This window comes from Mesorhizobium sp. M0815 (assembly GCF_040319995.1).
Taxonomy (GTDB): Bacteria; Pseudomonadota; Alphaproteobacteria; order Rhizobiales; family Rhizobiaceae; genus Mesorhizobium.
Genome location: NZ_JAMYOU010000002.1, coordinates 226,924 through 248,109, shown reverse-complemented (window position 1 = coordinate 248,109; position 21,186 = coordinate 226,924). Strand labels below are relative to the sequence as shown.

15 protein-coding genes are annotated in these 21,186 nt (G+C 63.5%); 7 read left to right on the top strand and 8 right to left on the bottom strand.

Annotated features, from left to right (window positions below; genetic code table 11):
• The first annotated feature begins 26 nt into the window (after positions 1-26).
• The gene (locus NKI01_RS03820) at positions 27-1,310 is read left to right on the top strand and encodes an MFS transporter (protein ID WP_031194621.1); all 1,284 of its coding nucleotides are present in this window, start codon (positions 27-29) and stop codon (positions 1,308-1,310) included.
• Positions 1,311-1,675: 365 nt separating this feature from the next.
• Complete coding sequence (locus NKI01_RS03815; RefSeq protein ID WP_352494110.1) at positions 1,676-3,250, top strand: alkaline phosphatase D family protein; 1,575 nt, start codon at positions 1,676-1,678, stop codon at positions 3,248-3,250.
• A 46-nt stretch (positions 3,251-3,296) separates the two neighbouring features.
• On the opposite strand, the gene NKI01_RS03810 is transcribed toward NKI01_RS03815, so the two are convergent.
• Positions 3,297-3,578 carry a hypothetical protein gene (locus NKI01_RS03810; protein WP_023719739.1) on the bottom strand — a complete coding sequence of 94 codons (282 nt, stop codon included), beginning with the start codon at positions 3,576-3,578 and terminating at the stop codon, positions 3,297-3,299.
• A gap of 198 nt (positions 3,579-3,776) precedes the next feature.
• Between NKI01_RS03810 and typA the strand changes: the two genes are divergently transcribed.
• Positions 3,777-5,606 carry a translational GTPase TypA gene (typA, locus tag NKI01_RS03805; protein WP_023719738.1) on the top strand — a complete coding sequence of 610 codons (1,830 nt, stop codon included), beginning with the start codon at positions 3,777-3,779 and terminating at the stop codon, positions 5,604-5,606.
• 57 nt (positions 5,607-5,663) lie between these two features.
• Here the strand turns inward: typA and NKI01_RS03800 are convergent, their stop codons facing one another.
• On the bottom strand, positions 5,664-6,290 hold the full coding sequence (locus tag NKI01_RS03800) for a DUF1062 domain-containing protein (RefSeq protein ID WP_352494111.1): 627 nt from the start codon (positions 6,288-6,290) through the stop codon (positions 5,664-5,666).
• 393 nt (positions 6,291-6,683) lie between these two features.
• Here NKI01_RS03800 and NKI01_RS03795 point away from each other — a divergent pair, with 393 nt between their 5' ends.
• Positions 6,684-7,298, top strand: a complete 615-nt coding sequence (locus NKI01_RS03795) for a LysE family translocator (protein ID WP_352480973.1) — start codon at positions 6,684-6,686, stop codon at positions 7,296-7,298.
• A 9-nt stretch (positions 7,299-7,307) separates the two neighbouring features.
• Here the strand turns inward: NKI01_RS03795 and NKI01_RS03790 are convergent, their stop codons facing one another.
• On the bottom strand, positions 7,308-7,631 hold the full coding sequence (locus NKI01_RS03790) for a YciI family protein (RefSeq protein WP_352494112.1): 324 nt from the start codon (positions 7,629-7,631) through the stop codon (positions 7,308-7,310).
• A gap of 123 nt (positions 7,632-7,754) precedes the next feature.
• Entirely contained in the window at positions 7,755-8,318 is a 564-nt protein-coding gene (locus NKI01_RS03785; RefSeq protein WP_023719735.1) for a peroxidase-related enzyme, read from the bottom strand.
• A gap of 134 nt (positions 8,319-8,452) precedes the next feature.
• On the opposite strand from NKI01_RS03785, the gene NKI01_RS03780 reads away from it, so the two are divergent.
• Positions 8,453-13,237: an NAD-glutamate dehydrogenase gene (locus NKI01_RS03780; protein WP_352961925.1), complete on the top strand. Its 4,785-nt coding sequence runs from the start codon at positions 8,453-8,455 to the stop codon at positions 13,235-13,237.
• A gap of 185 nt (positions 13,238-13,422) precedes the next feature.
• Positions 13,423-14,799, top strand: coding sequence for an MFS transporter (locus tag NKI01_RS03775; protein WP_352961923.1), 1,377 nt, complete (start codon positions 13,423-13,425; stop codon positions 14,797-14,799).
• A gap of 35 nt (positions 14,800-14,834) precedes the next feature.
• On the opposite strand, the gene purH is transcribed toward NKI01_RS03775, so the two are convergent.
• From purH to htpX, 4 genes are all read right to left on the bottom strand, one after another.
• Complete coding sequence (gene purH / locus NKI01_RS03770) at positions 14,835-16,451, bottom strand: bifunctional phosphoribosylaminoimidazolecarboxamide formyltransferase/IMP cyclohydrolase (protein ID WP_352845276.1); 1,617 nt, start codon at positions 16,449-16,451, stop codon at positions 14,835-14,837.
• 84 nt (positions 16,452-16,535) lie between these two features.
• Positions 16,536-18,284 (bottom strand): heparinase II/III family protein, encoded by a 1,749-nt coding sequence (locus NKI01_RS03765; protein ID WP_023719730.1) that lies wholly within the window; start codon positions 18,282-18,284, stop codon positions 16,536-16,538.
• 146 nt (positions 18,285-18,430) lie between these two features.
• A complete protein-coding gene (locus NKI01_RS03760; RefSeq protein WP_352961920.1) occupies positions 18,431-19,819 on the bottom strand; it encodes an RsmB/NOP family class I SAM-dependent RNA methyltransferase in 1,389 nt (462 codons plus the stop codon).
• Positions 19,810-20,826 (bottom strand): zinc metalloprotease HtpX, encoded by a 1,017-nt coding sequence (htpX, locus tag NKI01_RS03755; protein WP_352961917.1) that lies wholly within the window; start codon positions 20,824-20,826, stop codon positions 19,810-19,812. Before htpX ends, NKI01_RS03760 begins: the two co-directional genes overlap by 10 nt.
• A gap of 116 nt (positions 20,827-20,942) precedes the next feature.
• Here htpX and NKI01_RS03750 point away from each other — a divergent pair, with 116 nt between their 5' ends.
• The gene (locus NKI01_RS03750) at positions 20,943-21,155 is read left to right on the top strand and encodes a DUF1674 domain-containing protein (RefSeq protein ID WP_352961914.1); all 213 of its coding nucleotides are present in this window, start codon (positions 20,943-20,945) and stop codon (positions 21,153-21,155) included.
• Positions 21,156-21,186: the final 31 nt, after the last annotated feature.

The following is a 21,186-nucleotide window of genomic DNA, read 5'->3' as shown; positions in this document are numbered from 1 at the left end:
ACATCTGAAACGTACCGGTCAGTAACATGATAGCTCAATCCCGCCCGTTTGGCCAGCGCTACGCTTTCGTCGTGGTCGCCGTCATCTTCCTCTGCCTGCTGATCGCCGCGGGCCTGCGTTCGGCGCCGGCAGTCATGATGCTGCCGCTGGAGAATAGTTTCGGCTGGCGGCGCGACGTCGTCTCGCTGGCCGCGGCCACCGGCATCTTCCTCTATGGCCTGACTGGGCCGTTTGCCGCGGCGCTGATGGAGCGGATCGGGCTGCGCCGCACCTTGCTTGCCGCGCTGCTGTTGATGTCGGGATCGACCGCGCTCAGCCTGCTGATGACCAAGCCGTGGCATCTGCTCCTCACCTGGGGCGTGTTTTCCGGCATCAGCTCGGGCGCCGTCGCCACCGTGCTCGGCGCCACCATCGTCAACCGCTGGTTCAAGACCAATCGCGGCCTTGTGATGGGACTGATGTCGGCGTCCAGCGCCACCGGGCTGCTGGTCTTCCTGCCGCTGCTCGCCTCGCTCGCCCAGTCTGGCGGCTGGAAGCCGGTCGCTATTGCCATTGCCGTGGCCACCGCCGCCTTGGTGCCGCTGGTTTATATGCTGGTACCGGAGCGTCCGGCCGCGATCGGCATGGTCCGCTATGGCGCGGAGCTCGACGATGTGCCGCCCGCGCCGCCGGCCGCGCAAGGCAATTTCCTCGCGCATACGCTGAGCACGTTGCGCCGCGCCGCCGGTACGCGTGTGTTCTGGTACCTGTTCGCCACCTTCTTCGTTTGCGGCTTCACCACCAACGGGTTGGTCGGCACGCACCTGATCGCCTTTTGCGGCGATATGGGCATCGGCGAAGTGCAGGCCGCGGGCCTGCTCTCGATGATGGGTATCTTCGATCTTATTGGCACGACGCTGTCGGGCTGGCTCACCGACCGTTTCGACCCGCGCAAGCTGCTCGGCATCTATTACGGCATTCGCGGCCTGTCGCTGATCTATCTGCCCTATTCCGGCTTCTCGGCGACCAGCCTGATCATCTTCGCCGTATTTTACGGACTGGACTGGATCGCCACAGTGCCGCCGACGCTGCGGCTTTCCAACGAGGCGTTCGGCGACCGCAGCGGGCCGATCGTCTTCGGCTGGATCGTCGCCGGCCATCAAGTCGGCGCAGCGACAGCGGCCTTTTTCGGTGGCACTATGCGTGAGTTGCAGGGCAATTACGAGCTTGCCTTCCTGATCGCCGGCATGACGGCAATAGCCGCCGCCTGCATCTCGCTGCTGATCAACACCAGCCGCCCGGCGTTCGATCCTGAACCGCAGGCGGCATAGCTTCTCGTTGCAGGAGAGATGCCGTCGGCCAAATTGCCGATCTCCCCCCTCGCGGGGGAGATGCCCGGCAGGGCAGAGGGGGCGCGAAGGTTCGCCAGCCTCCGACTTTACGCAATGTTCTGCCCAAACTCCGCTGCTCCGTCTGATTTCTTTCTGATTTGTACGTCGGCGGGACAGCGCCCCCCTCTGGCCTGCCGGCCATCTCCCCCGCAAGGGACCCGCAAGGGGGAGATCAGCAGCTTCGCCGCCGAGCGGTCCAGCCTTCCCGCTTGTTGATGTCAGAAAACCTTCATCGTTTCGAAATGTGCCTGAAACATTGAAGCTGGAGCTTGGCGGCGACGTTCAACGCCATCCAGGAGACAGCCATGAACAAGATTTCAATGACGCGGCGCGCTTTCGTCACGTCGGCCAGCGCCGTTGGCCTGGTCGGCGCCTCGGGTCTCGCCCTTCCCTATTACTCGCGCGCCAATCAGCGCCCGGCCTTCACCCATGGCATTCAGTCCGGCGATGTCGACGCGACCAGCGGCATGGTCTGGACGCGCACGGACCGGCCGTCGCGCGTCATGTTCGAAGTGTCGTCGACGGAAAATTTCGCCAATGCCGTCCGCCTGGCGCCGCTCGATACGTCGCCGGCCAGCGACTATACGGTGAAGCGGCTGCTTACCGATCTCGCCTCCGACCAGGACATTTTCTACCGCATGGTCGCGGCCGATCTTGCCGACATCAACGCCGTTTCGGAGCCGATCGTCGGCCGCTTCCGCACGGCACCTGCCTCGAAGCGCGACATTCGTTTCGCCTGGTCGGGCGACACCGCCGGCCAAGGCTGGGGCATCGACGAGACCGGCATGAAGACCTACGCCACGATCGCCAAGCACACGCCCGACTTCTTCCTGCATTCGGGCGATACGGTCTATGCCGATGGTGCGATGAAGGACGAGGTCGACCTGCCCAATGGCGACAAGTGGAAAAACACAGTGCTGATCGACGAAAAGCGCAAGGTTGCCGAGACGCTGGACGAATACCGGGCGCAGTGGAAATACAACATGATGGACAAGAACGTTCTTGCGCTCAGTGCCATCTGCCCGACTTTCTATCAGTGGGACGACCATGAGGTGCTTAACAACTGGTCGGACTCGAAGGACCTGACCGCCGACGACCGCTACACCGAAAAATCGATCCATGTGCTGGCGGCACGTGCTGCGCGCGCCTTCCACGAGATGACGACGATCCGCTACGAACTGTCGGAGCCGGGCCGCGTCTACCGCAAGATCGCTTATGGGCCGCTGCTCGATGTGTTCTTCCTCGACATGCGTTCCTACCGCGGCCCCAACGGCCCGGATATGCAGGAGACGATGACGCCGCAATCGCGCATCCTCGGCGAACAGCAGATTAAGTGGTTGAAGCGTGAGCTGGCAAATTCCAACGCGACGTGGAAAATCATCGCCGCCGATATGCCGCTCGGCCTCGTGGTCTGGAATGACGGTACCAAGAAGGTCGGGGCCGAGGCAGTCAGCAATGGCGACAATGGCCCGGCCAAGGGGCGCGAGCTGGAAATTGCCCACCTTCTTCGCTATATAAAGAACGCGGGCATCAGCAATACCGTTTGGCTCACCGCAGACGTGCATTACACGGCCGCGCATTACTACAATCCGGACAAGGCGCAGTTCCAGGACTTCAATCCGTTCTGGGAATTCGTTTCGGGTCCGATCCATTCAGGCACATTCGGACCGAATGGTTTCGACATGACCTTCGGCCCGGAGCTGAAGTTCATCAAGGCACCGACTGCCGAGCAGGGTCAGAACCTGCCGCCGTCGGCCGGCCTGCAGTTCTTCGGACTTGTCGATATCGATGGCGCTACAGAGCAGCTGACGGTGCGGCTGATGGATCGCGACGACAGCGAACTCTACAAGGTCACGCTCGATCCGGTCCGGTCGGCGTGAGCGACTGCACCATTATCCTCGGGCCAGCCCGAGGGTAGGACGTGTATCAATCGGGATAGCAGACGACGGGAATGTTGGGCCAGACGGCGCTGTCGCATCCGGCATTTTGCTGCCTTTGCTTGAAGGCGGCGCTGACTGGCCCGGTCACCACCGGGTCGACGCCATCGGGAGCATCGGCAAAAAGCTGCTCCGCCGACCGCTTGTCGGACGGCAGGGCAGTCCGCGTCTCCTTGAACGACGCGGCCGACTGCGCCGCGCCTGCCGCGAGGAGGACGGCGAGTGCGCTACATGCCAAAATCGGCCGGAGTCTGCTGCCTGCGTCGATCATGAAATTCGAACTGCCCGGACCATGAAAGGTTCCGCCTTGGTTAATAATTCCACTTCACACCAAGACATTTAAGATTTGGTGACTTTATTTGGTGACTCGCCTCCTCTTTCGCAATTGCGAAAAACCCTGTATGAGCCGCCCAACCGAAAGAGGCAGCGCCTTTTGGCCTGCTGCCTGCAACGCTCCCGAGACCAAAACATGAAAATCCGCAATATCGCGATCATCGCGCACGTCGACCATGGAAAAACCACCCTCGTCGATCAGCTCCTGAAACAGTCCGGCTCGTTCCGCGACAACCAGCGCGTCGCCGAGCGCGCCATGGATTCGAACGATCTCGAAAAGGAACGCGGCATCACCATCCTGGCCAAGGCGACCTCGGTCGACTGGAAGGGCACCCGCATCAACATCGTCGACACGCCCGGCCACGCCGACTTCGGCGGTGAGGTCGAGCGCATCCTGTCGATGGTGGATTCGGCCATCGTGCTGGTCGACGCCGCCGAGGGGCCGATGCCGCAGACCAAATTCGTCGTCGGCAAGGCGCTCAAGGTCGGACTGAAGCCGATCGTCGTCATCAACAAGATCGACCGGCCGGATGCCCGCCACGTCGAGGTGGTCAACGAGGTGTTCGACCTGTTTGCCGCGCTTGACGCGACCGACGAGCAGCTCGACTTCCCGATCCTTTACGGTTCGGGCCGTGACGGCTGGGTCTCCGAAAACCCCGAAGGTCCGAAGGACCAGGCTCTGGCGCCGCTGTTCGACCTCGTCATCAAGCACGTGCCGGCGCCGACCGTTCATCCTGGCCCGTTCCGCATGATCGGCACCATTCTGGAAGCCAATCCGTTCCTCGGCCGCATCATCACCGGCCGTATCGAATCCGGCACGCTGAAATCCAACCAGGCGGTCAAGGTGCTGCACCATGATGGCACCCAGGTCGAAACCGGCCGCATCTCGAAGATCCTTGCTTTTCGCGGGCTCGAGCGCCAGCCCATCGACGAAGCGCAGGCAGGCGACATCGTCGCTATCGCCGGCTTGTCGAAAGGCACCGTCGCCGACACGTTCTGCGACCTGTCGGTGACCGAGCCGCTGCACGCGCAGCCTATCGATCCGCCGACGGTGACGATGTCGTTCCTGGTCAACGATTCACCGCTGGCGGGCACCGAAGGCGACAAGGTGACCAGCCGCGTCATCCGGGACCGCCTGCTGCGCGAGGCCGAAGGCAATGTCGCGCTGAAGATCGAGGAATCGCCGGACAAGGATTCGTTCTTCGTCTCCGGACGCGGCGAATTGCAGCTGGCCGTGCTGATCGAGACGATGCGCCGCGAAGGTTTTGAGATCGCCGTGTCGCGGCCGCGCGTCGTCATGCAGAAGGGCGAGAACGGCGAATTGCTGGAGCCGGTCGAGGAAGTCGTCATCGACGTTGACGAGGAGCATGCCGGCGTCGTCGTGCAAAAAATGTCGGAGCGCAAGGCCGAGATGGTCGAGCTGCGCCCTTCGGGCGGCAATCGCCAGCGCATCGTCTTCCACGCGCCGACGCGCGGCCTGATCGGCTACCAGTCGGAACTGCTGACCGACACGCGCGGCACCGCCGTGATGAACCGGCTGTTCCACGCCTACGAACCCTATAAGGGTGAGCTGCCCGGCCGCACCAACGGCGTGCTGATCTCAAACGAACAGGGTGAATCGGTGGCCTATGCCATGTGGAACCTGGAAGACCGCGGCCCGATGGTCATCGACCCCGGCGTCAAGGTCTATCAGGGCATGATCATCGGTATCCATTCCAGGGACAACGACCTCGAAGTCAACGTGCTCAAGGGCAAGAAGCTGACGAACATCCGCGCCGCCGGCAAGGACGAGGCGGTAAAACTGACGCCGCCGATCCGCATGACGCTGGAACGCGCGCTGGCCTGGATCCAGGACGACGAGCTGGTCGAGGTGACGCCGAAGACCATCCGCCTGCGCAAGCTCTATCTCGACCCGAACGAGCGCAAGCGTTTCGAGAAGTCGGCGAAAGTGGTCGGCGCGGCGTAAGCCACTTTTCTCAGTCACTATGAGGGAGGGAGCACGTGCGTGCTTCCTCCCTTTATCTTACCCGCCGGCAGCCGCGATAATGCCGTCCCGGTCTGGATCGCTAGACAGGTCGATGCGGATCGCCGTTCCCGCCCGGGCCGGCCTGCGCAAGGCTTTGGCCCCATCCGGACCAACCACCAGCAATCGCTTCTCTTCCCAAACCTGAAGCCGCGATCGCGAGACACCGAGTTCGTTGGCGAGCAACCGGTCGAGCCGCAGCGCTGTCGGCATTTCGAGCTCGAGCTGGAGTTCGAGGGCGGCGGTGTTTTCCGGCCTGTCCCCGAGCACCTGCTTATGAACGGCGGCTTCAGGAAACTCCTCGACGCGCCCGATCCTGCTTCGCAGTGCGGCAGTATCGAAAGCATGGCGCCGCGCCAGGACCGGATCGTTGCGTTCGAGCGCCTGCAATATTGCCGGTTCGATATCGCGGCGACTGCATCGCTCCAGAATGCCGAAATTCCAGGAATTGTCGCAATCGATGCAGCGGTAGATCAACCAGGCATCAATGCGTTTGCCATTGGCATTGACCCGGAATTTGCCGCTGCAGCGATAGGCTTTCAGACCGCCGCAGCGATTGCAGTTGAGGTGAGGTCGCGGTGCGGTCTTGGGCGCGATCGTCCAGCGGATACGCAGTATCGAAGGCATGCCGAAAAGCCCTTCCCGTCGGGAAGTTCGTCAGATCGGCGATGTCGAGATGCCCCTGCGGGCACGGCGTGGCGAGAGACTGCGGCAGTTGGAAATCAGGTGTCGCGGGTTATGCGCGACAGCGGTTCAGCAGTGCCAAACCGGTCTCGAACCGCCACCCTGAAGAACAGATGATGTGAAAACAGGCACCGCGACTGCGACGCCCTGCTCTGTGTCGGGGGAGTTGGCGAGACCGGCGGTTACGTAGGCAAAGTGAAGCTCGGAAAGGATTTCGAGACGACACTTCTAGCCGCGAGGTGCCTGGCCGACAAGCCTTCTTTCGGTGGACGCTACCGTCGCCGGAACAGTTGGGTTATGTTGAAGCGTCCAAAAATTTCTAACGAGATCCGCGTCATGCATTTCACGTCGCTTCTGATTTTTGCCGGCGCCCTGCTTGTTGCCGCCGGCTCGCCGGGCCCGTCGATTGCCGCACTTGTGGCGCGGGTCATCGCAAAAGGGTTTCGCGACGTGTTTCCGTTCCTGCTTGCCATGTGGATCGGCGAAGCGATCTGGCTGTCACTGGCGGTGTTTGGCCTCGCCGTGGTGGCGCAGACGTTCCACTTCGCCTTTGTCGTCGTGAAATGGGTTGGCGTCGTCTATCTCGCCTGGCTTGCCTGGAAGATGTGGACCGCACCGGTCGAGGCAAAAGAAGGTTCGCTGCCGCGCGAAGATTCGCCCGTCAGACTGTTCTTTGCCGGCATGGCGGTAACGCTCGGCAACCCCAAGATCATGATGTTCTACCTGGCGCTGCTGCCGACCATCATCGATCTCGGTTCAGTCAGCGTGATCGGCTGGGTCGAGCTGACGGCGACCATGGCCGTGGTGCTGGTCGCCATCGATTTGACCTGGGTGCTCGCCGCATCGCAGGCGCGCAAGCTCTTGAGGAGCAAACGGGCGATGAAGATCGCCAACCGCGTCAGCGCCGGCACCATGGCCGGCGCTGCGGCGGCGATCGCGGCGCGGTCTTGAGCCGCCGCGTCAACCCATTTCGATTATCGGTGCGATCTCGACGCTGAAACCCGGGTCCGTCAGGATAGGACAATCCTTGGCTTTGCGGACGGCATCGTCGATGTCTTTCGCTTCGATGATGGTGTAACCGGCGGTCGGATTGCTGCCGCCATTGTTCTCGACCTTGCCGCCGGGCAGCAGGGTCTTCGACATGCCGACTGGATTGCCACCGTCGACCACGGCTGAGCCAAGCTTGCCGTACCAGCCGTTCCAGGCATCCATCGCTGCCTTCCGTTCGGCCTCCTCGGTCGGCATCTTGCCCGAGCCGTGATAGACGTAGAGAAATTTCGCCATGTTCTCCTCCTTTGATCGGCGGCATCGAACCGGCATGCGGTCATGCCGCATGCCGATCATCGGACCAAACCGGCAAACAAGCAACGAGAATGCGATGTAGCTAATATATACGACCGCGGTGCCCTATCGCGCCATCGCGTGATATTCATCGTTCGGCCGCATATCGATCGCCGATGCCAGCCGGTTCGACATGTTGAAGAACGCGGCAGTCGAGGCGATATCCCAGATGTCGCGGTCGGAAAAGCCCACTTGCCGCAGCGCCGCCCGGTCGGCTGCGACGATCTTTGCCGGCTGCTCGGTCAGCTTCACCGCGAATTCGAGCATGGCGCGCTGCCTGTCTGACAGCTCGGCGGCGCGAAAATTCATCACCATCATCTCGCCGAAGGCCGGGTCGCCGGAAAGCTGGCGCACCGCCGCGCCATGTGCAACCAGGCAATAATAGCAATGGTTGACCGATGAGACGACCACCGCGATCATCTCTCGCTCCAGCTTCGACAGGCCGGATTCACCCAGCATCAAATCATTGTACATGTCGGTGAAAGCGCGCAGCTTCTTCTCGTCGAAGGCGTAGGCGAGCAGCACATTGGGAACGAGGCCGAGCTTCTCCCGGCATTTGGCGAAATAGGCGTTGGTCGCTTCGCTCAGCTCCGCCGGTGCGAGGTCAAGCGCGGTGATTTTGTCTGTCATAGGGGATTTCTCCTCGTTTTCCGCCAGGCTGCCGGTGAATTCCGACATTTCGTCGCAAGCCGTCAAACCTTTGTCGCCAAATACCCGTCATCTGCTACGATAGTTGTAAAAACATGACGGGAGGGAATTAGCTCATGGCCGGCCTGAAATCCGCAAGCCAGTTGAAAAAGATGAGTCCGGCCAAGGGCAGCGAAAAGCCCGGCAGGCTTGCCGACTACTTGCTGGCCCGAGCTCCGGCCGAAGATGTCGCCGCCTACGACGTCATCGATCTCGAACGCGCTGCCGAACTCGCCGGCCGCGCTGTCGCCCGGCACAAGAAGGACGACTGCGTCGTTGCCATAGACGTCGATTCCGGTGTCGTCCGCCAAGGCCGGCCGATGACGGTGATCACCGTCGTCAACGACAACATGCCGTTCCTGTTCGATTCCGTCCTCGGTGAGATTACAGAGAGCGCCGGCGAGCCGCTGCTGGTTACCCACCCGGTCATCGTGGTCAGGCACGGCAAGAACGGCGTCGAGGAAATCCTCGGCGATGGCGGTTATGCCAAGGGCGAGCACAGCCATGACCGGCTGAGCGTCATCCATGTCCATATCGGCCGCCTTTCGGCCGAGCAGGCCGAAGGCCTTTCCGCACGCCTGACGAAGCTGCTCGGTCAGGTGCGCGCCGCCGTCATCGACTGGAAGCCGATGCTTGCCCGCCTCGACCAGGCGATCTCGGAATTCCGCTACTCGCCGGTGCCGCTCGACAAGGCCCATGTCACCGAGGCGATCGCCTTCCTCGAATGGCTGCGCGACGACAATTTCACCTTTCTAGGCATGCGTGAATTCAAATACACCGGCGGCGAGAAGAGCGGCATGCTCGAGCGTGCCGAAAAGCCCGGCCTCGGCATCCTTTCCGATCCCGACGTGCTGGTGCTCAGGCGTGGCACCGAAGCGGTGAGCACGACGCCGGAAATCCGCGCCTTCCTGCATGGGCCGGAACCGCTGATCGTCACCAAGGCCAACGCCAAGTCATCGGTGCACCGCCGCATCTACCTCGACTACATCGGCGTCAAGACCTACACCGGCAAAGGCGTGCTTTCGGGCGAGCTGCGCATCGTCGGACTGTTCACCTCGACTGCTTATACGCGCTCGGTGATGAAAATCCCCTATCTGCGCTCGAAGGCCGAAACCGTCATTGCCAAATCCGGCTTCAATCCCGGCGACCACTCCGGCAAGGCATTGATCAACGTGCTGGAGAGCTATCCGCGCGACGAGTTGTTCCAGGTTCCGGTGCCGATCCTGCGCAAGCATGCCGAAGCCATACTGGGATTGATCGAGCGGCCGCGCGTCAGGGCATTGGTGCGTGTCGACCAGTTCGACCGCTTCGTCTCCGTGCTCGTCTTCGTGCCGCGCGACCGCTACGACAGCGTCGTGCGCGAGAAGATCGGCACCTATCTGAAGACCGTCTTCGAAGGCCGGCTGTCGGCCTATTATCCGGCCTTCCCGGAAGGCGGGCTGGCGCGCGTCCACTTCATCATCGGCCGCTCCGGCGGCAAGACGCCGAAGGTCGAGCAGGCGACGATCGAGGCGGCGATTCGCGACATCGTACGGACCTGGGACGATGCACTGCGCGAGACCGCGACCGAGACCGGGGCCGACGCGAAGCTAACGGCCATCGCCTCGCGCTTTTCGGAAAGTTATCGCGACAGTTTCCCGCCGGCCGTGGCGCTGGCCGATGCCGGGCGCATCGCCAGGCTCGATGCGTCAAATCCGATCGCCATCGACTATTACCGTCACGCCGACCAGAAGCCGCATCAGGCGGCGCTGAAAATCTATCACCATGGCAGCCCGGTGGCGCTGTCGCGGCGCGTGCCCGTGCTGGAAAACATCGGTTTCCGCGTCATCAGCGAGCGTACTTTCGAGGTCGGCGACAATCAATCCGGCATGGTCTTCATCCACGACATGGAACTTGAGAACAGCTACGGCAGGCCGATCGACCTCGGCAATGGCGGCGCGCTGTTCGAGGACGCGTTCCTTTCCGTCTGGCGCGGCAATGTCGACAATGACGGCTATAACGGCCTCGCCCAGACCGCAGGCCTGTGGTCGGGCGAGATCACCGTCCTGCGCGCCTATGGCCGCTATCTGCAGCAGGCCGGTATCCCGCAGAGCCAGGACTTCATCGCCGCCGCACTCAACCGCTATCCCGAGATCGCCCGCGGACTGCATGCGCTGTTCGTCGCCCGCCTCGGCCCGACGGATGAGACGGAAGGCGTCGTTCAGGCCAAACATCTGAAGGCCAAGATCACGGATGCGCTGGAAGACGTTCCCAACATCGACGACGACACCATCATCCGACGTTATCTGAACCTGATCGAAGCCTCGCTGCGCACCAATCATTTCGTTGCCGATACGAAAGAGAAGGGCCAATCACTGGCGATCAAGCTCGATTCGCAATCGGTCGACGGGCTGCCGGCGCCGCGGCCATGGCGCGAGATCTTCGTCTATGGCTCCGAGGTCGAGGGCGTGCATCTGCGCTTCGGCCCGGTCGCGCGCGGCGGCCTGCGCTGGTCGGACCGTGCCCAGGACTATCGCACCGAGGTGCTTGGCCTGGTCAAGGCACAGCAGGTCAAGAATGCGGTGATCGTGCCGGTTGGCGCCAAGGGCGGCTTCTACCCGAAAAAGCTGCCGATGAGCGCCGGGCGCGACGCCATTTTCGAGGCCGGCACGGCCGCCTACAAGAATTACGTTTCCAGCCTGTTGTCGATCACCGACAATATCGGCCTGGACGGCGTCATCCCGCCAGCCGGCGTGGTGCGGCGCGATCAGGATGATCCGTATTTCGTCGTCGCCGCGGACAAGGGAACGGCGACCTTCTCGGACACCGCCAACGCCATAAGCGAAAGGCACGGCTTCTGGCTCGACGACGCTTTCGCCAGCGGCGGTTCGGCCGGATACGACCACAAGAAGATGGGCATCACCGCGAAGGGCGCCTGGGAAGCAGTCAAGCGGCATTTCCGCGAGATGAACCGCGACATCCAAACCACGCCGTTCACTGTCGTCGGCGTCGGCGACATGTCGGGCGACGTGTTCGGCAACGGCATGCTGCTGTCGGAGCAGACCCGGCTGATCGCCGCCTTTGATCATCGCGACATCTTCATCGATCCCGATCCCGACATGGCGGCTTCGATGGCCGAGCGCCGGCGTATGTTCGCTCTCGCCCGTTCAAGCTGGCAGGATTACGACAAGACGAAGCTGTCGGAGGGCGGCATCATCGTCTCGCGCAGCCAGAAGTCGATCACCTTGCCGGCGCCCGCGGCTGCGGCGATCGGCCTCGGCAAGACAACGGCCACGCCAGTCGAGATCATGAGTGCCATTCTCAAGGCGCCGGCAGACCTTTTGTGGTTTGGCGGCATCGGCACCTATGTCAGGGCATCGGGCGAGACCAACCAGGACGTCGGCGACCGTGCCAATGACGCGATCCGCATCACCGCGCTCGACCTGCGTGCCAAGGTCATCGGTGAGGGGGCCAATCTCGGCGTCACGCAGCGGGCGCGCATCGAATTCGGATTGAATGGCGGCCGCTGCAACTCAGATGCGATCGACAATTCGGGCGGCGTGAATTGCTCCGACGTCGAGGTCAACATCAAGATCGCGCTGGCTTCCGCCATGCGCAAGGGATCGCTGACCCGGCCGGCGCGCAACAAATTGCTGGCCGAGATGACCGATGAGGTCAGCGCCCTGGTGCTGTCCAACAATTACCAGCAGACGCTGGCGCTGTCCCTTGCCCGTAAGCGCGGGCTCGCCGACATCGCCCATCAGAGCCGCTTCATGGCGGCGCTGGAGGCGCGCGGACTGCTCGACCGTGCCGTCGAGGCGCTGCCGTCGCCGGCGGCCTTTGCCGAGCGCGAGACGCGCGGTGAGCCGCTGACCCGGGCCGAGCTCGGCGTGCTGCTCGCCTATGCCAAGATCGTGCTGTTTTCCGATATCGTCGCCAGCGACGTGCCGGACGATCCGCATTTCGACCGTGATCTGATGGGCTATTTCCCCGATCGCATGGCGAAGAAATATGCGGGAGAAATCCACGGCCATCGGCTGCGCCGCGAGATCATCGCCCGTGTCGTCGCCAATGATCTGGTCAATCGCGGCGGCCCGTCCTTCGTCAACAGGCTGCAGGAAGCGACTGGCCGCAGTGCCGCCGATGTCGTGCGCACCTTCGCCGTGGTGCGGGATGGCTTTGCGCTGCCGGCGCTCTACCGGCAGATCGACGCGCTCGACAACCAGATCGACGGACAGATCCAGCTCGACCTCTATCAGGCGGTCAGCCGGCTGATCTATGTGACCAGCGGCTGGTACCTGAAGAACGATACCGGCACCGCACCGCTCGGGCAGCGGATCGCCGAGTTGCAGGATGCGCGCAAGGCGCTGGAGCCGAAGCTCGTTTCGCTGCTGCCGGCCTTCTCTCGCGAGCGGATCGAGGAGCGGCGGCACGGCCTGTCGAAGGGCGGCGCGCCCGAGAGCCTTGCCGAGCAACTGGCGTTGACCGATGTGGCGGAGCTCATCCCCGACATTGCGCTGACGGCGCGGACGGCAAATGCCAGCATCGTCGCTGCCGCCAAGGCGTTTTTTGCAGTCAGCGATGTCTTCCGCATCCCGCGCGTCGAAGATGCGGCGCGCTCGATCACGCCCTCGGATTATTATGATCAACTGGCGCTTTTCCGCGCCACCGACACGATCGGCGCGGCCAGGCGCGGCATCGCCGTGGCGGCACTCACCAGTCATGCCGAGGCGGCGGATCCGGTGACAGCATGGCTGGAGGCCGGCGGCGAACGGGTCGGACGCATCCGCGAGCGGCTGCAGGCTCTGACCGAGGGCGGCGACATCACCGTGTCCCGGCTGTCGGTGGCGTCCGGCCTGATGAGTGATCTGACGGCGCTGTGAGACGTCTTCACATCGCGCGGGATTGCCGGGAAGAACTGCGCTATAGAGCGAACGGCGCGCTGCTTTGGGGCGCCGGAGCATGATCGCGAACGTAACGATCGGCTTTTGGACAAGATCGTGCTCAACAACAAGACGGAGCATCATGCCGATTCGATCGGCACGGAGCAAGCTCCAGCGGAGGGGACATGGCTGAGATCGCAGTGCAGCGTGCGTCGGGACGCGGCATCTGGGGATGGATGCTGTTCGACTGGGCGGCCCAGCCGTTCTTCACGGTCGTCACCACCTTCATCTTCGGTCCTTATTTCGTCTCGCGCATGGCCAGCAATCCGGAGACGGGGCAAGCGGCCTGGGGCTACGGCATTGCCGCCGCCGGCCTCGTCATCGCCGTTTTGTCGCCGATCCTCGGCTCGATCGCCGATCAGACCGGACCACGCAAACCGTGGATAGCCTTCTTCGCCGCGGTCAAGATCACCAGCCTCACCTTGCTGTGGTTCGCCGCGCCCGGCTCCAACCTTTTTCTGGTCGTGGCGTTGTTCTCGCTGGCATCGGTCGCGGCTGAATTCTCGACCGTGTTCAATGACTCGATGATGCCGCGCCTGGTGCCGAAGAGCGACATCGGCAGGATCTCGAACATGGCTTGGGGGCTCGGCTATCTCGGTGGCATGATCGCGCTAATCTTCGTCGTTACCGTCATGGCCGGCTCGCCTGAAACCGGCAAGACCGTCGTCGGGCTCGACCCGATCTTCGGCCTTGACCCCAGGCTCGGCGAGGACGCGCGCGCCACCGGACCGTTGTCGGCGGCCTGGTATTTCCTGTTCATCCTGCCGATGTTCTTTTTCACGCCTGATGCGATCAAAGGCATTCCAATCGGGCCGGCGGTGCGCGAGGGCCTGTCGGAACTGAAGTCGACGCTAGCCGAAGTAAGCAAGCGCAGCGGTATTTTTCGCTTTCTCGTCGCCCGCATGATCTATCAGGACGGCGTCAACGCGCTGCTGGCGCTGGGCGGAACGTTTGCGGCGGCAATGTTCCATTGGTCGATCACAGAGATCGGCCTGTTCGGCATCATCCTCAACGTCGTTGCCATCGTCGGCTGCGTGGTTGCCGCACGCCTCGACACTGCACTGGGTTCCAAGACCATAGTGATGATTTCGCTGGTCATGCTGAGCATTGCCACGATCGGCATCGTCTCGACCGGCCCGGGCTATACGCTGTTCGGCGCCTGGGTGATGCCCGGACTGGACGGCGGCGGACTGTTCGGCACGGCGGCGGAAAAAGCCTACATTTTCTACGGCCTGCTGATCGGGCTTGCCTTCGGGCCGGTGCAGGCATCGTCGCGCTCCTACATGGCGCGCAGCGTCTCCGCAGCCGAATCCGGCCGCTATTTCGGCATCTATGCGCTGGCCGGTCGGGCAACAAGTTTTGCAGCGCCCTTCATGGTGGCCACGATCACCCTGGCCAGCGGCTCGGCGCGGTTCGGAATGGCGGCGATCGTGCTGTTCCTCGGCGCAGGCATGGCGATCCTGATCGGCACGCCCTATCCGGCGGATCGGCCGGCGGAGTGAGCTGCTCTTCCCTTCTCCCACAGGGGGGAGGGAGTTCAATGCCGGAAGTGCCTCACTCCGGTGAAGACCATGGCAATGCCGTGAGCGTCGGCGGCGGCGATGACGTCGTCGTCGCGCATCGAGCCGCCGGGCTGGATGACGGCGGTGGCGCCGGCTTCGATTGCCGACAAAAGCCCATCCGCGAACGGGAAAAAGGCATCCGAGGCGACGACCGAGCCCTTGGTCAAAGGCTCCGTCAGACCGGCAGCGTCGGCCGCGTCGAGCGCCTTGCGCGCGGCGATGCGCGAGGAATCGACACGGCTCATCTGGCCGGCGCCGATGCCGACGGTGGCGCCGTCCCTGGCATAGACGATCGCGTTCGACTTGACGTGCTTTGCCACGCGAAAGGCGAATTTCAGATTGGCCATTTCGGCCGGCGTCGGAGCGCGCCGGGTCACCACCTTCAGCTCGAGGTCATCCACCACCGCATTGTCGCGGCCCTGGACGAGCAAGCCGCCAGCAACCGATTTCAAGCCAAGGCCCGCCGCGCGCGGGTCGGGCAGGCCGCCGGTGACCAGCAGGCGTAGATTCTTCTTGACGCCAATGATGCGGATTGCATCATCGGACGCCTCCGGTGCGATGATCACTTCGGTAAAGGTCTTGACGATCTCTTCGGCGGCTGCGGCATCGAGGATACGGTTCATGGCGACGATGCCGCCGTAGGCCGAGACCGGGTCGCAGGCCAGCGCCTTGGCATAGGCCGCTTGCAGCGAAGCGCCTTCGGCGACGCCGCACGGGTTGGCGTGCTTGATGATGGCTACCGCTGCGGAGCGGGTCGGATCGAACTCGCCGACCAGCTCGAAGGCGGCGTCGGTATCGTTGATGTTGTTGTAGGAAAGCTGCTTGCCCTGAAGCTGGCGTGCCGTGGCGACGCCCGGCCGCCTGTCGCCGTTGACATAGAAGCCGGCGCCCTGATGCGGGTTTTCGCCGTAGCGCATCACCGACTGCAGCCTGCCGCCGAAGGCGCGCCATGTCGGATGCTCGATCTCCAGCGCCTCGGCGAACCATCCCGAGATCGCCGCATCGTAGCTGGCGGTGCGGGCAAAGGCCTTGGCTGCCAACTTCTTGCGGAAATCCAGCGACAACGAGCCGAAATTCATCTCCAGCGCGTTGAGCACCGAGGCATAGTCGTCAGGGTCGGTGACGATGCCGACGTATGCGTGGTTCTTGGCCGAGGCACGGATCATCGCCGGGCCGCCGATGTCGATGTTTTCGACGATCGCGGCGTAGTCGGCGCCGGAGCGGCGCACCTCCTCGAATGGATAGAGATTGGAGACGACGAGATCGATCGGCTCAATGCCGTGGTCGCGCATCGCCGCGGCGTGCTCTGGATCGTCGCGAACGCCGAGCAGTGCACCATGCACCGACGGGTGCAGCGTCTTGACGCGCCCGTCCATGATCTCGGGAAAGCCGGTGAGCTCGGATACGTCGTGCACCGCCATGCCCGCATCGGCGAGGGCCTTTGCCGTGCCGCCGGTCGAGACCAGCTCGACGCCGGCCGAAGCCAGCGCCCTGGCGAAATCGATCAGGCCGGTCTTGTCGAAGACGGAGAGCAGCGCGCGACGGATGGGTACAAGGTCGGGCGCGGGAATATTCTTGGCGGCGACGGCCATGGGCTGGCGGCCTTTCCACGTGTGGTTGGAGAGCGTCCGCGGGCCGTAGCATATGAGGCCCGGAAATCAAGCCGCAAGGCTTGATCAGTGTCTGCCGTTGCCACCAGCTTCAGCTTTTTCCTGACGGCCGGCGATAATTGTCCGCGTCAGTTGCCAATGGACCTCGGGAATCTCCGAGGCCTTGAAGGCAAGCACGATCTGGCGGCTGCGGCGTGGGCCGCCAAGCCCGGCGAAATAGATCGATTCCTCGACCTCGGGTGCCACTTCGGTGGAGGTAAACACCCAGGTGTCGGCGTGGTCGGCGGTCAGCACCAGACGGTCATGCTCATCCTGGAGCACGTTTATGTCGGGATGGACATGGAAACGCACTGTAACGAAATCACGGCCATTGTTGCGGATAGAAGCGCCGCCCGGCCGCAGGAAGCGGTCCCTGCCGGCAAGCACATTGCCCTCGGTCGACAATTTCAGCTCGCGCTCATGCAGGAAGCCGAAGCGCGCCACATAGCCGTCATGGCGGGCGATGAAGCCCTGGCTGCCCTTCTGGTCGGTGCGCTTGCAAGGCACATGCTGCGGCCCGCCTATCAAAGGCGTGCCGAGCAGGTCGTTGACGCGCAAGGAGTGGTTGAAGCGCGCCGACGACGTGTCGTTGATGGTAGCGGTGGAGTGGGCGGCGGTGGCGCGGGCAAGCGGCCGGAACTCGGCGGCACCATAGGTGTCTATGCCGGCATTGACGATATAATGCTGGCGGCCCGACGACAATTCGAAGGCGAGGCATCCGGCGTGAGCAGCATTGGACACGTCGACGGGCGGCGGCGGGCCGGTATCGGCGATCACCGTGACACCACCCATCGACAGGCGCTCATAACCCGAATGCGGCGCGTGCAGCAGTGGTGCGCCGGCGGTGTCGTCGTGATGCAGGATGCTGGCGATGCGGTCGTGGATGGTGGCGCCCATGCCGTTGAAGCGGGCAAGGCTGCCATCCTGATGGCGAAAGAAGCGCAGTGCCGGCAGCATCCGGTCGATGGCGCCGATCAGGGCGGCCGGCGGTGTCTCGGCCTGATTGGCGTATGTCTGGCGCAATGGCAGAAGGTCGGCGAGGATTTCAAGCACGGTCATCGGATTACGCGAGATATGGCCGCCGTCAGGCAGGATCTGGCGGTCGAGCTCCTCGGCGAGATTGCGGGTGGCACCGCGCAGCGCCGAGGCCGGCGCCGGCAGCGACAAAGCGGCAAAGGCCAGCGCAATGCGGGCGCGCAGCCTGTCCTTGCCGTCCGGCATCTCGCGCACCATGGCGCGCAGATAGCGGATCTGGACGGCAAGCGATTTCAGGAACGCACGGTAGAACGGAAACTCGGCGCCCTGCAACACGATCGAGGAATGCTGCAGCCAGGCAATGACACGCTTGGCCGTCGTGCCGGGCTCCCAGGCGACGCCGGAAATATGGCTGCCATGGATTGCAATCCAGTCGGAAACCAACGCCCGCGCGTTGGCGGCGGCGAGCTCCGTGCTGGCGGCACGCATGTGGCGCAGCCAGCGAAAGCCATGCAGCGTTTTTTGCCAGCCGGGATTGGGCACGTCGATCTGGAAGGGCGATTTGCCACCGGTCTCGACCAGATGCCCCGAAAGCGGATAGCGGCCGTAATAGATCTCGAGCGCGATCTGAGGATCGGCGAGGCGCAGGTCCGGCGGGGCAATCAGGACGCGCTCCGGCGTGCGGCCGGAGTAGCGCCAGCGATAGAGTGGCCCGGCGCGCAAGCGCCGGCGCGTCTTGCGCCAGAACTCCCTCGCGACAAGCGTCCACAGACGCGTCGTGTTACCGGCAGCGATTGCCAAAACCCCTCCTGATCGTCCTCACCCAAGCACAAGTTTATATGATTCAAGAACTTGTGCGAAGGCGAATTCCGCGGCAGTGGGGCCGTTCAGCCTGTTTTCCATGCCTCCTCGCCCCAAGAAGTCGGATGGCGCTTCAAGATCGGCCCTTAGCCGGCTCTGCGCATGCGGGCGGCAAAGAAACCGTCCAGCCCGGAACGCGCCGGTGAGCCAAGCTCCAGATCGGCAGGCGTGGTGCGCAACGTGCCTTGCGGCGTCAGGAATGGGTCGATGCCGGCAATCTCGCCTGGCCGAAGCGGGTCGTAGATGATCTCCGCATTGCCGGCGAGAAAGTCGCGATAGAGCTCTTCGCCTTCCAGCGGATCGAGCGAACAGTTGGAAAAGATGATGCGACCGCCAGGCTTGACCAGGGCGATGGCGCGGGCAAGCAGTCGGCGTTGCAGGTCGGCCAATTTTTCGACGTCGGCCGCCGTCTTCGTCCAGGGAACGTCGGGATGCCGCCGCACCGTGCCGGTCGAAGAGCAAGGTGCGTCGAGGAGGACGGCGTCGAAGCGGTTCTTCGGCTCGTATTTGAGCAGATCGGCCTCGACGATCTCCGCGGCCAAGCCGAGCCTTTCGAGGTTCTGCGTCAGCCGTGCCAGCCGCGTTCTGGACATGTCGAGCGCAGTGACATAGGCGCCGGCGAGGATCAGCTGGGCGGTCTTGCCGCCCGGCGCGGCGCAGAGGTCGGCGATTCGCAAACCATTGATGTCGCCGAACAGCCGGGCCGGCAGGCTGGCCGCTGCATCCTGAACCCACCAGGCGCCTTCCCCAAAGCCGGGCAGTTCGGTCACGGAAGCGCTGAGCTTCTCGACCCGCACCGTGCCGGTCGGCAAGACGAAGCCGCCGAGCCGTTCGGCCCACAGCGCCGGGTCCGACTTGACCGAGAAGTCGACCGGCGCCTCATGGCGGTGGGCGAGCAGTATCTGCCTGGCCTTGTCGGGGCCGTAGACCGTTTTCAAACGGTCGGAAAACCATTTTGGTGCCTCGTCGGTTGCGGCAATTGCGGTCGCGAGCTCGTCCTGCTTGGCCCGCGCCAGCGTACGCAGCACGCCGTTGACGAGGCCGGAAAAGCGCGCCGTGCGCGGATCGGACTTGGCGTGCGTGACGGCGAGGTCGACGGCGGCGCTGTCGGGAACATTGAGGAACAGGATCTGTGCCGCCGCCACGTGCAAGATGTGCGAAAGCGCCGTGGCGTTGGGCGGCAGCGGCTTTTCCAGGCGGCGGGCCAAAAGGCCTGATATGGTCATGCGGTAGCGCAGGGCGGTGACCAGAATGGCGCGCACCAGGGCGCGGTCGCGCAAGTCGAGCGCCTTGTATTGCGGATGGCCGTTCTCATGGTCGGTCAGCCCGTCGAGTGGCGTTCTCGCGTCGATGACTGCGGCAAGCAGGCGCGCGGCTGCCTTGCGCGCGGCGAGACCGGCTACGGCCTCGCTGCCCGAATTGTGCTCGCGATCACCTGGAATTGCGTGCCGGCGTTGTGCTGCGCTCACGACCACGGACCTTTGGGTCCGGTCGGATTGCGTCCCCAGGGATTGGGTCTCGGCTTGGCCGGCTCAACCCGCCCCTCGGGCCGGGCGGCCCTGTCCCACGGACCTGACGGCTGCTGCCCGGTCTCTTTCGGCGCCGGCTTTGGCGTCGCGGCCGCTTCGGGTGCGCCGGCCATCTCGCTCGCGATCCTTTGCAATGCGGCGATGCGGTTTTCTGTGCTCGGGTGAGTGGAAAACAAACTGTCCATGCGCTCGCCGGAAAGAGGATTGATGATGAAGAGATGGGCGGTTGCCGGATTGCGCTCGGCATCCGGGTTGCGGATGCGTTCGGCGCCCCGCGCGATCTTGTCAAGTGCCGAGGCGAGCCACAGCGGGTGTCCACAGATTTCGGCCCCGCGCCGGTCGGCCTCGTATTCGCGGGTGCGGCTCACCGCCATCTGCACGATCATGGCGGCCAGGGGCGCGACGATCATCGCCACCAGCACGCCGACGATGCCGAAGGAATTGTTGTTGTCGCGGTTGCCGCCGAAGAAGAAAGCGAAATTGCCGAGCATCGAAATTGCGCCGGCAAAGGTCGCGACGATCGTCATGGTCAGCGTGTCGCGGTGCTGCACATGGGCAAGCTCATGCGCCATCACCGCCGCGACTTCTTCATGTGAGAGCTGCTCGAGCAGGCCGGTGCTGGCGGCGACAGCGGCATTTTGCGGATTGCGGCCGGTGGCGAAGGCATTGGGCTGAGGATTGTCGATGAGATAGGTTCTCGGCATCGGCAGGCCGGCGCGTTGCGCGAGACCCTTCACGATGGCGTAATATTCGGGCGCGTTGCTTTCGTTGACCTCGATCGCACGGTGCATCGACAGCACCATCTTGTCGGCGTTCCAATAGCTGAACAAATTGGTGCCGGCGGCGATCAGCAAGGCGATCATCATGCCGCCGGATCCGCCGACCAGATAGCCGACACCCATGAACAGGGCCGTCATTGCGGCCAAAAGCATGGCGGTGCGAAGGGTGTTCATCGTCTGCTCCGTTCTGGCCCAACAAAGGGGTCGATCCTTGTGGGCCCATCGCTATATGATGGGAAACAGCGGTTCCCGTTTCAATCGGGGCCTGTTTCAATCTAGCGGAAGATCGCATGATCGACAAAACCAGCCAAACGCATGCTAACGGCTCGCCGCACAAGCCACTGACGCCGGCAGCCCGGCGCGCCTTGGCCGAGGCCGAGGCCCGGCGGGAGCAATATCGCGAGAAGGAAGCCACGCTGCCGAGGGAGATCGGTGGGCGCGGCGGCAAGGAACCCGGCCGCTACAGCGACTGGGAGGTCAAGGGCCTGACCAGCGACTTTTAGCCCAGGCAGGGTGCTGGCTAAGCAGGGTACC

What these genes read in the sequence shown, in the direction of transcription:
- typA (WP_023719738.1), top strand. Translation starts at nt 3,777, where the DNA reads ATGAAAATCCGCAATATCGCGATCATCGCGCACGTCGACCATGGAAAA.
- NKI01_RS03790 (WP_352494112.1), bottom strand. Translation starts at nt 7,631, where the DNA reads ATGGCGAAATTTCTCTACGTCTATCACGGCTCGGGCAAGATGCCGACC.
- NKI01_RS03820 (WP_031194621.1), top strand. Translation starts at nt 27, where the DNA reads ATGATAGCTCAATCCCGCCCGTTTGGCCAGCGCTACGCTTTCGTCGTG.
- NKI01_RS03780 (WP_352961925.1), top strand. Translation starts at nt 8,453, where the DNA reads ATGGCCGGCCTGAAATCCGCAAGCCAGTTGAAAAAGATGAGTCCGGCC.
- NKI01_RS03815 (WP_352494110.1), top strand. Translation starts at nt 1,676, where the DNA reads ATGAACAAGATTTCAATGACGCGGCGCGCTTTCGTCACGTCGGCCAGC.
- NKI01_RS03795 (WP_352480973.1), top strand. Translation starts at nt 6,684, where the DNA reads ATGCATTTCACGTCGCTTCTGATTTTTGCCGGCGCCCTGCTTGTTGCC.
- NKI01_RS03750 (WP_352961914.1), top strand. Translation starts at nt 20,943, where the DNA reads ATGATCGACAAAACCAGCCAAACGCATGCTAACGGCTCGCCGCACAAG.
- NKI01_RS03785 (WP_023719735.1), bottom strand. Translation starts at nt 8,318, where the DNA reads ATGACAGACAAAATCACCGCGCTTGACCTCGCACCGGCGGAGCTGAGC.
- htpX (WP_352961917.1), bottom strand. Translation starts at nt 20,826, where the DNA reads ATGAACACCCTTCGCACCGCCATGCTTTTGGCCGCAATGACGGCCCTG.
- NKI01_RS03810 (WP_023719739.1), bottom strand. Translation starts at nt 3,578, where the DNA reads ATGATCGACGCAGGCAGCAGACTCCGGCCGATTTTGGCATGTAGCGCA.
- NKI01_RS03800 (WP_352494111.1), bottom strand. Translation starts at nt 6,290, where the DNA reads ATGCCTTCGATACTGCGTATCCGCTGGACGATCGCGCCCAAGACCGCA.
- NKI01_RS03775 (WP_352961923.1), top strand. Translation starts at nt 13,423, where the DNA reads ATGGCTGAGATCGCAGTGCAGCGTGCGTCGGGACGCGGCATCTGGGGA.
- purH (WP_352845276.1), bottom strand. Translation starts at nt 16,451, where the DNA reads ATGGCCGTCGCCGCCAAGAATATTCCCGCGCCCGACCTTGTACCCATC.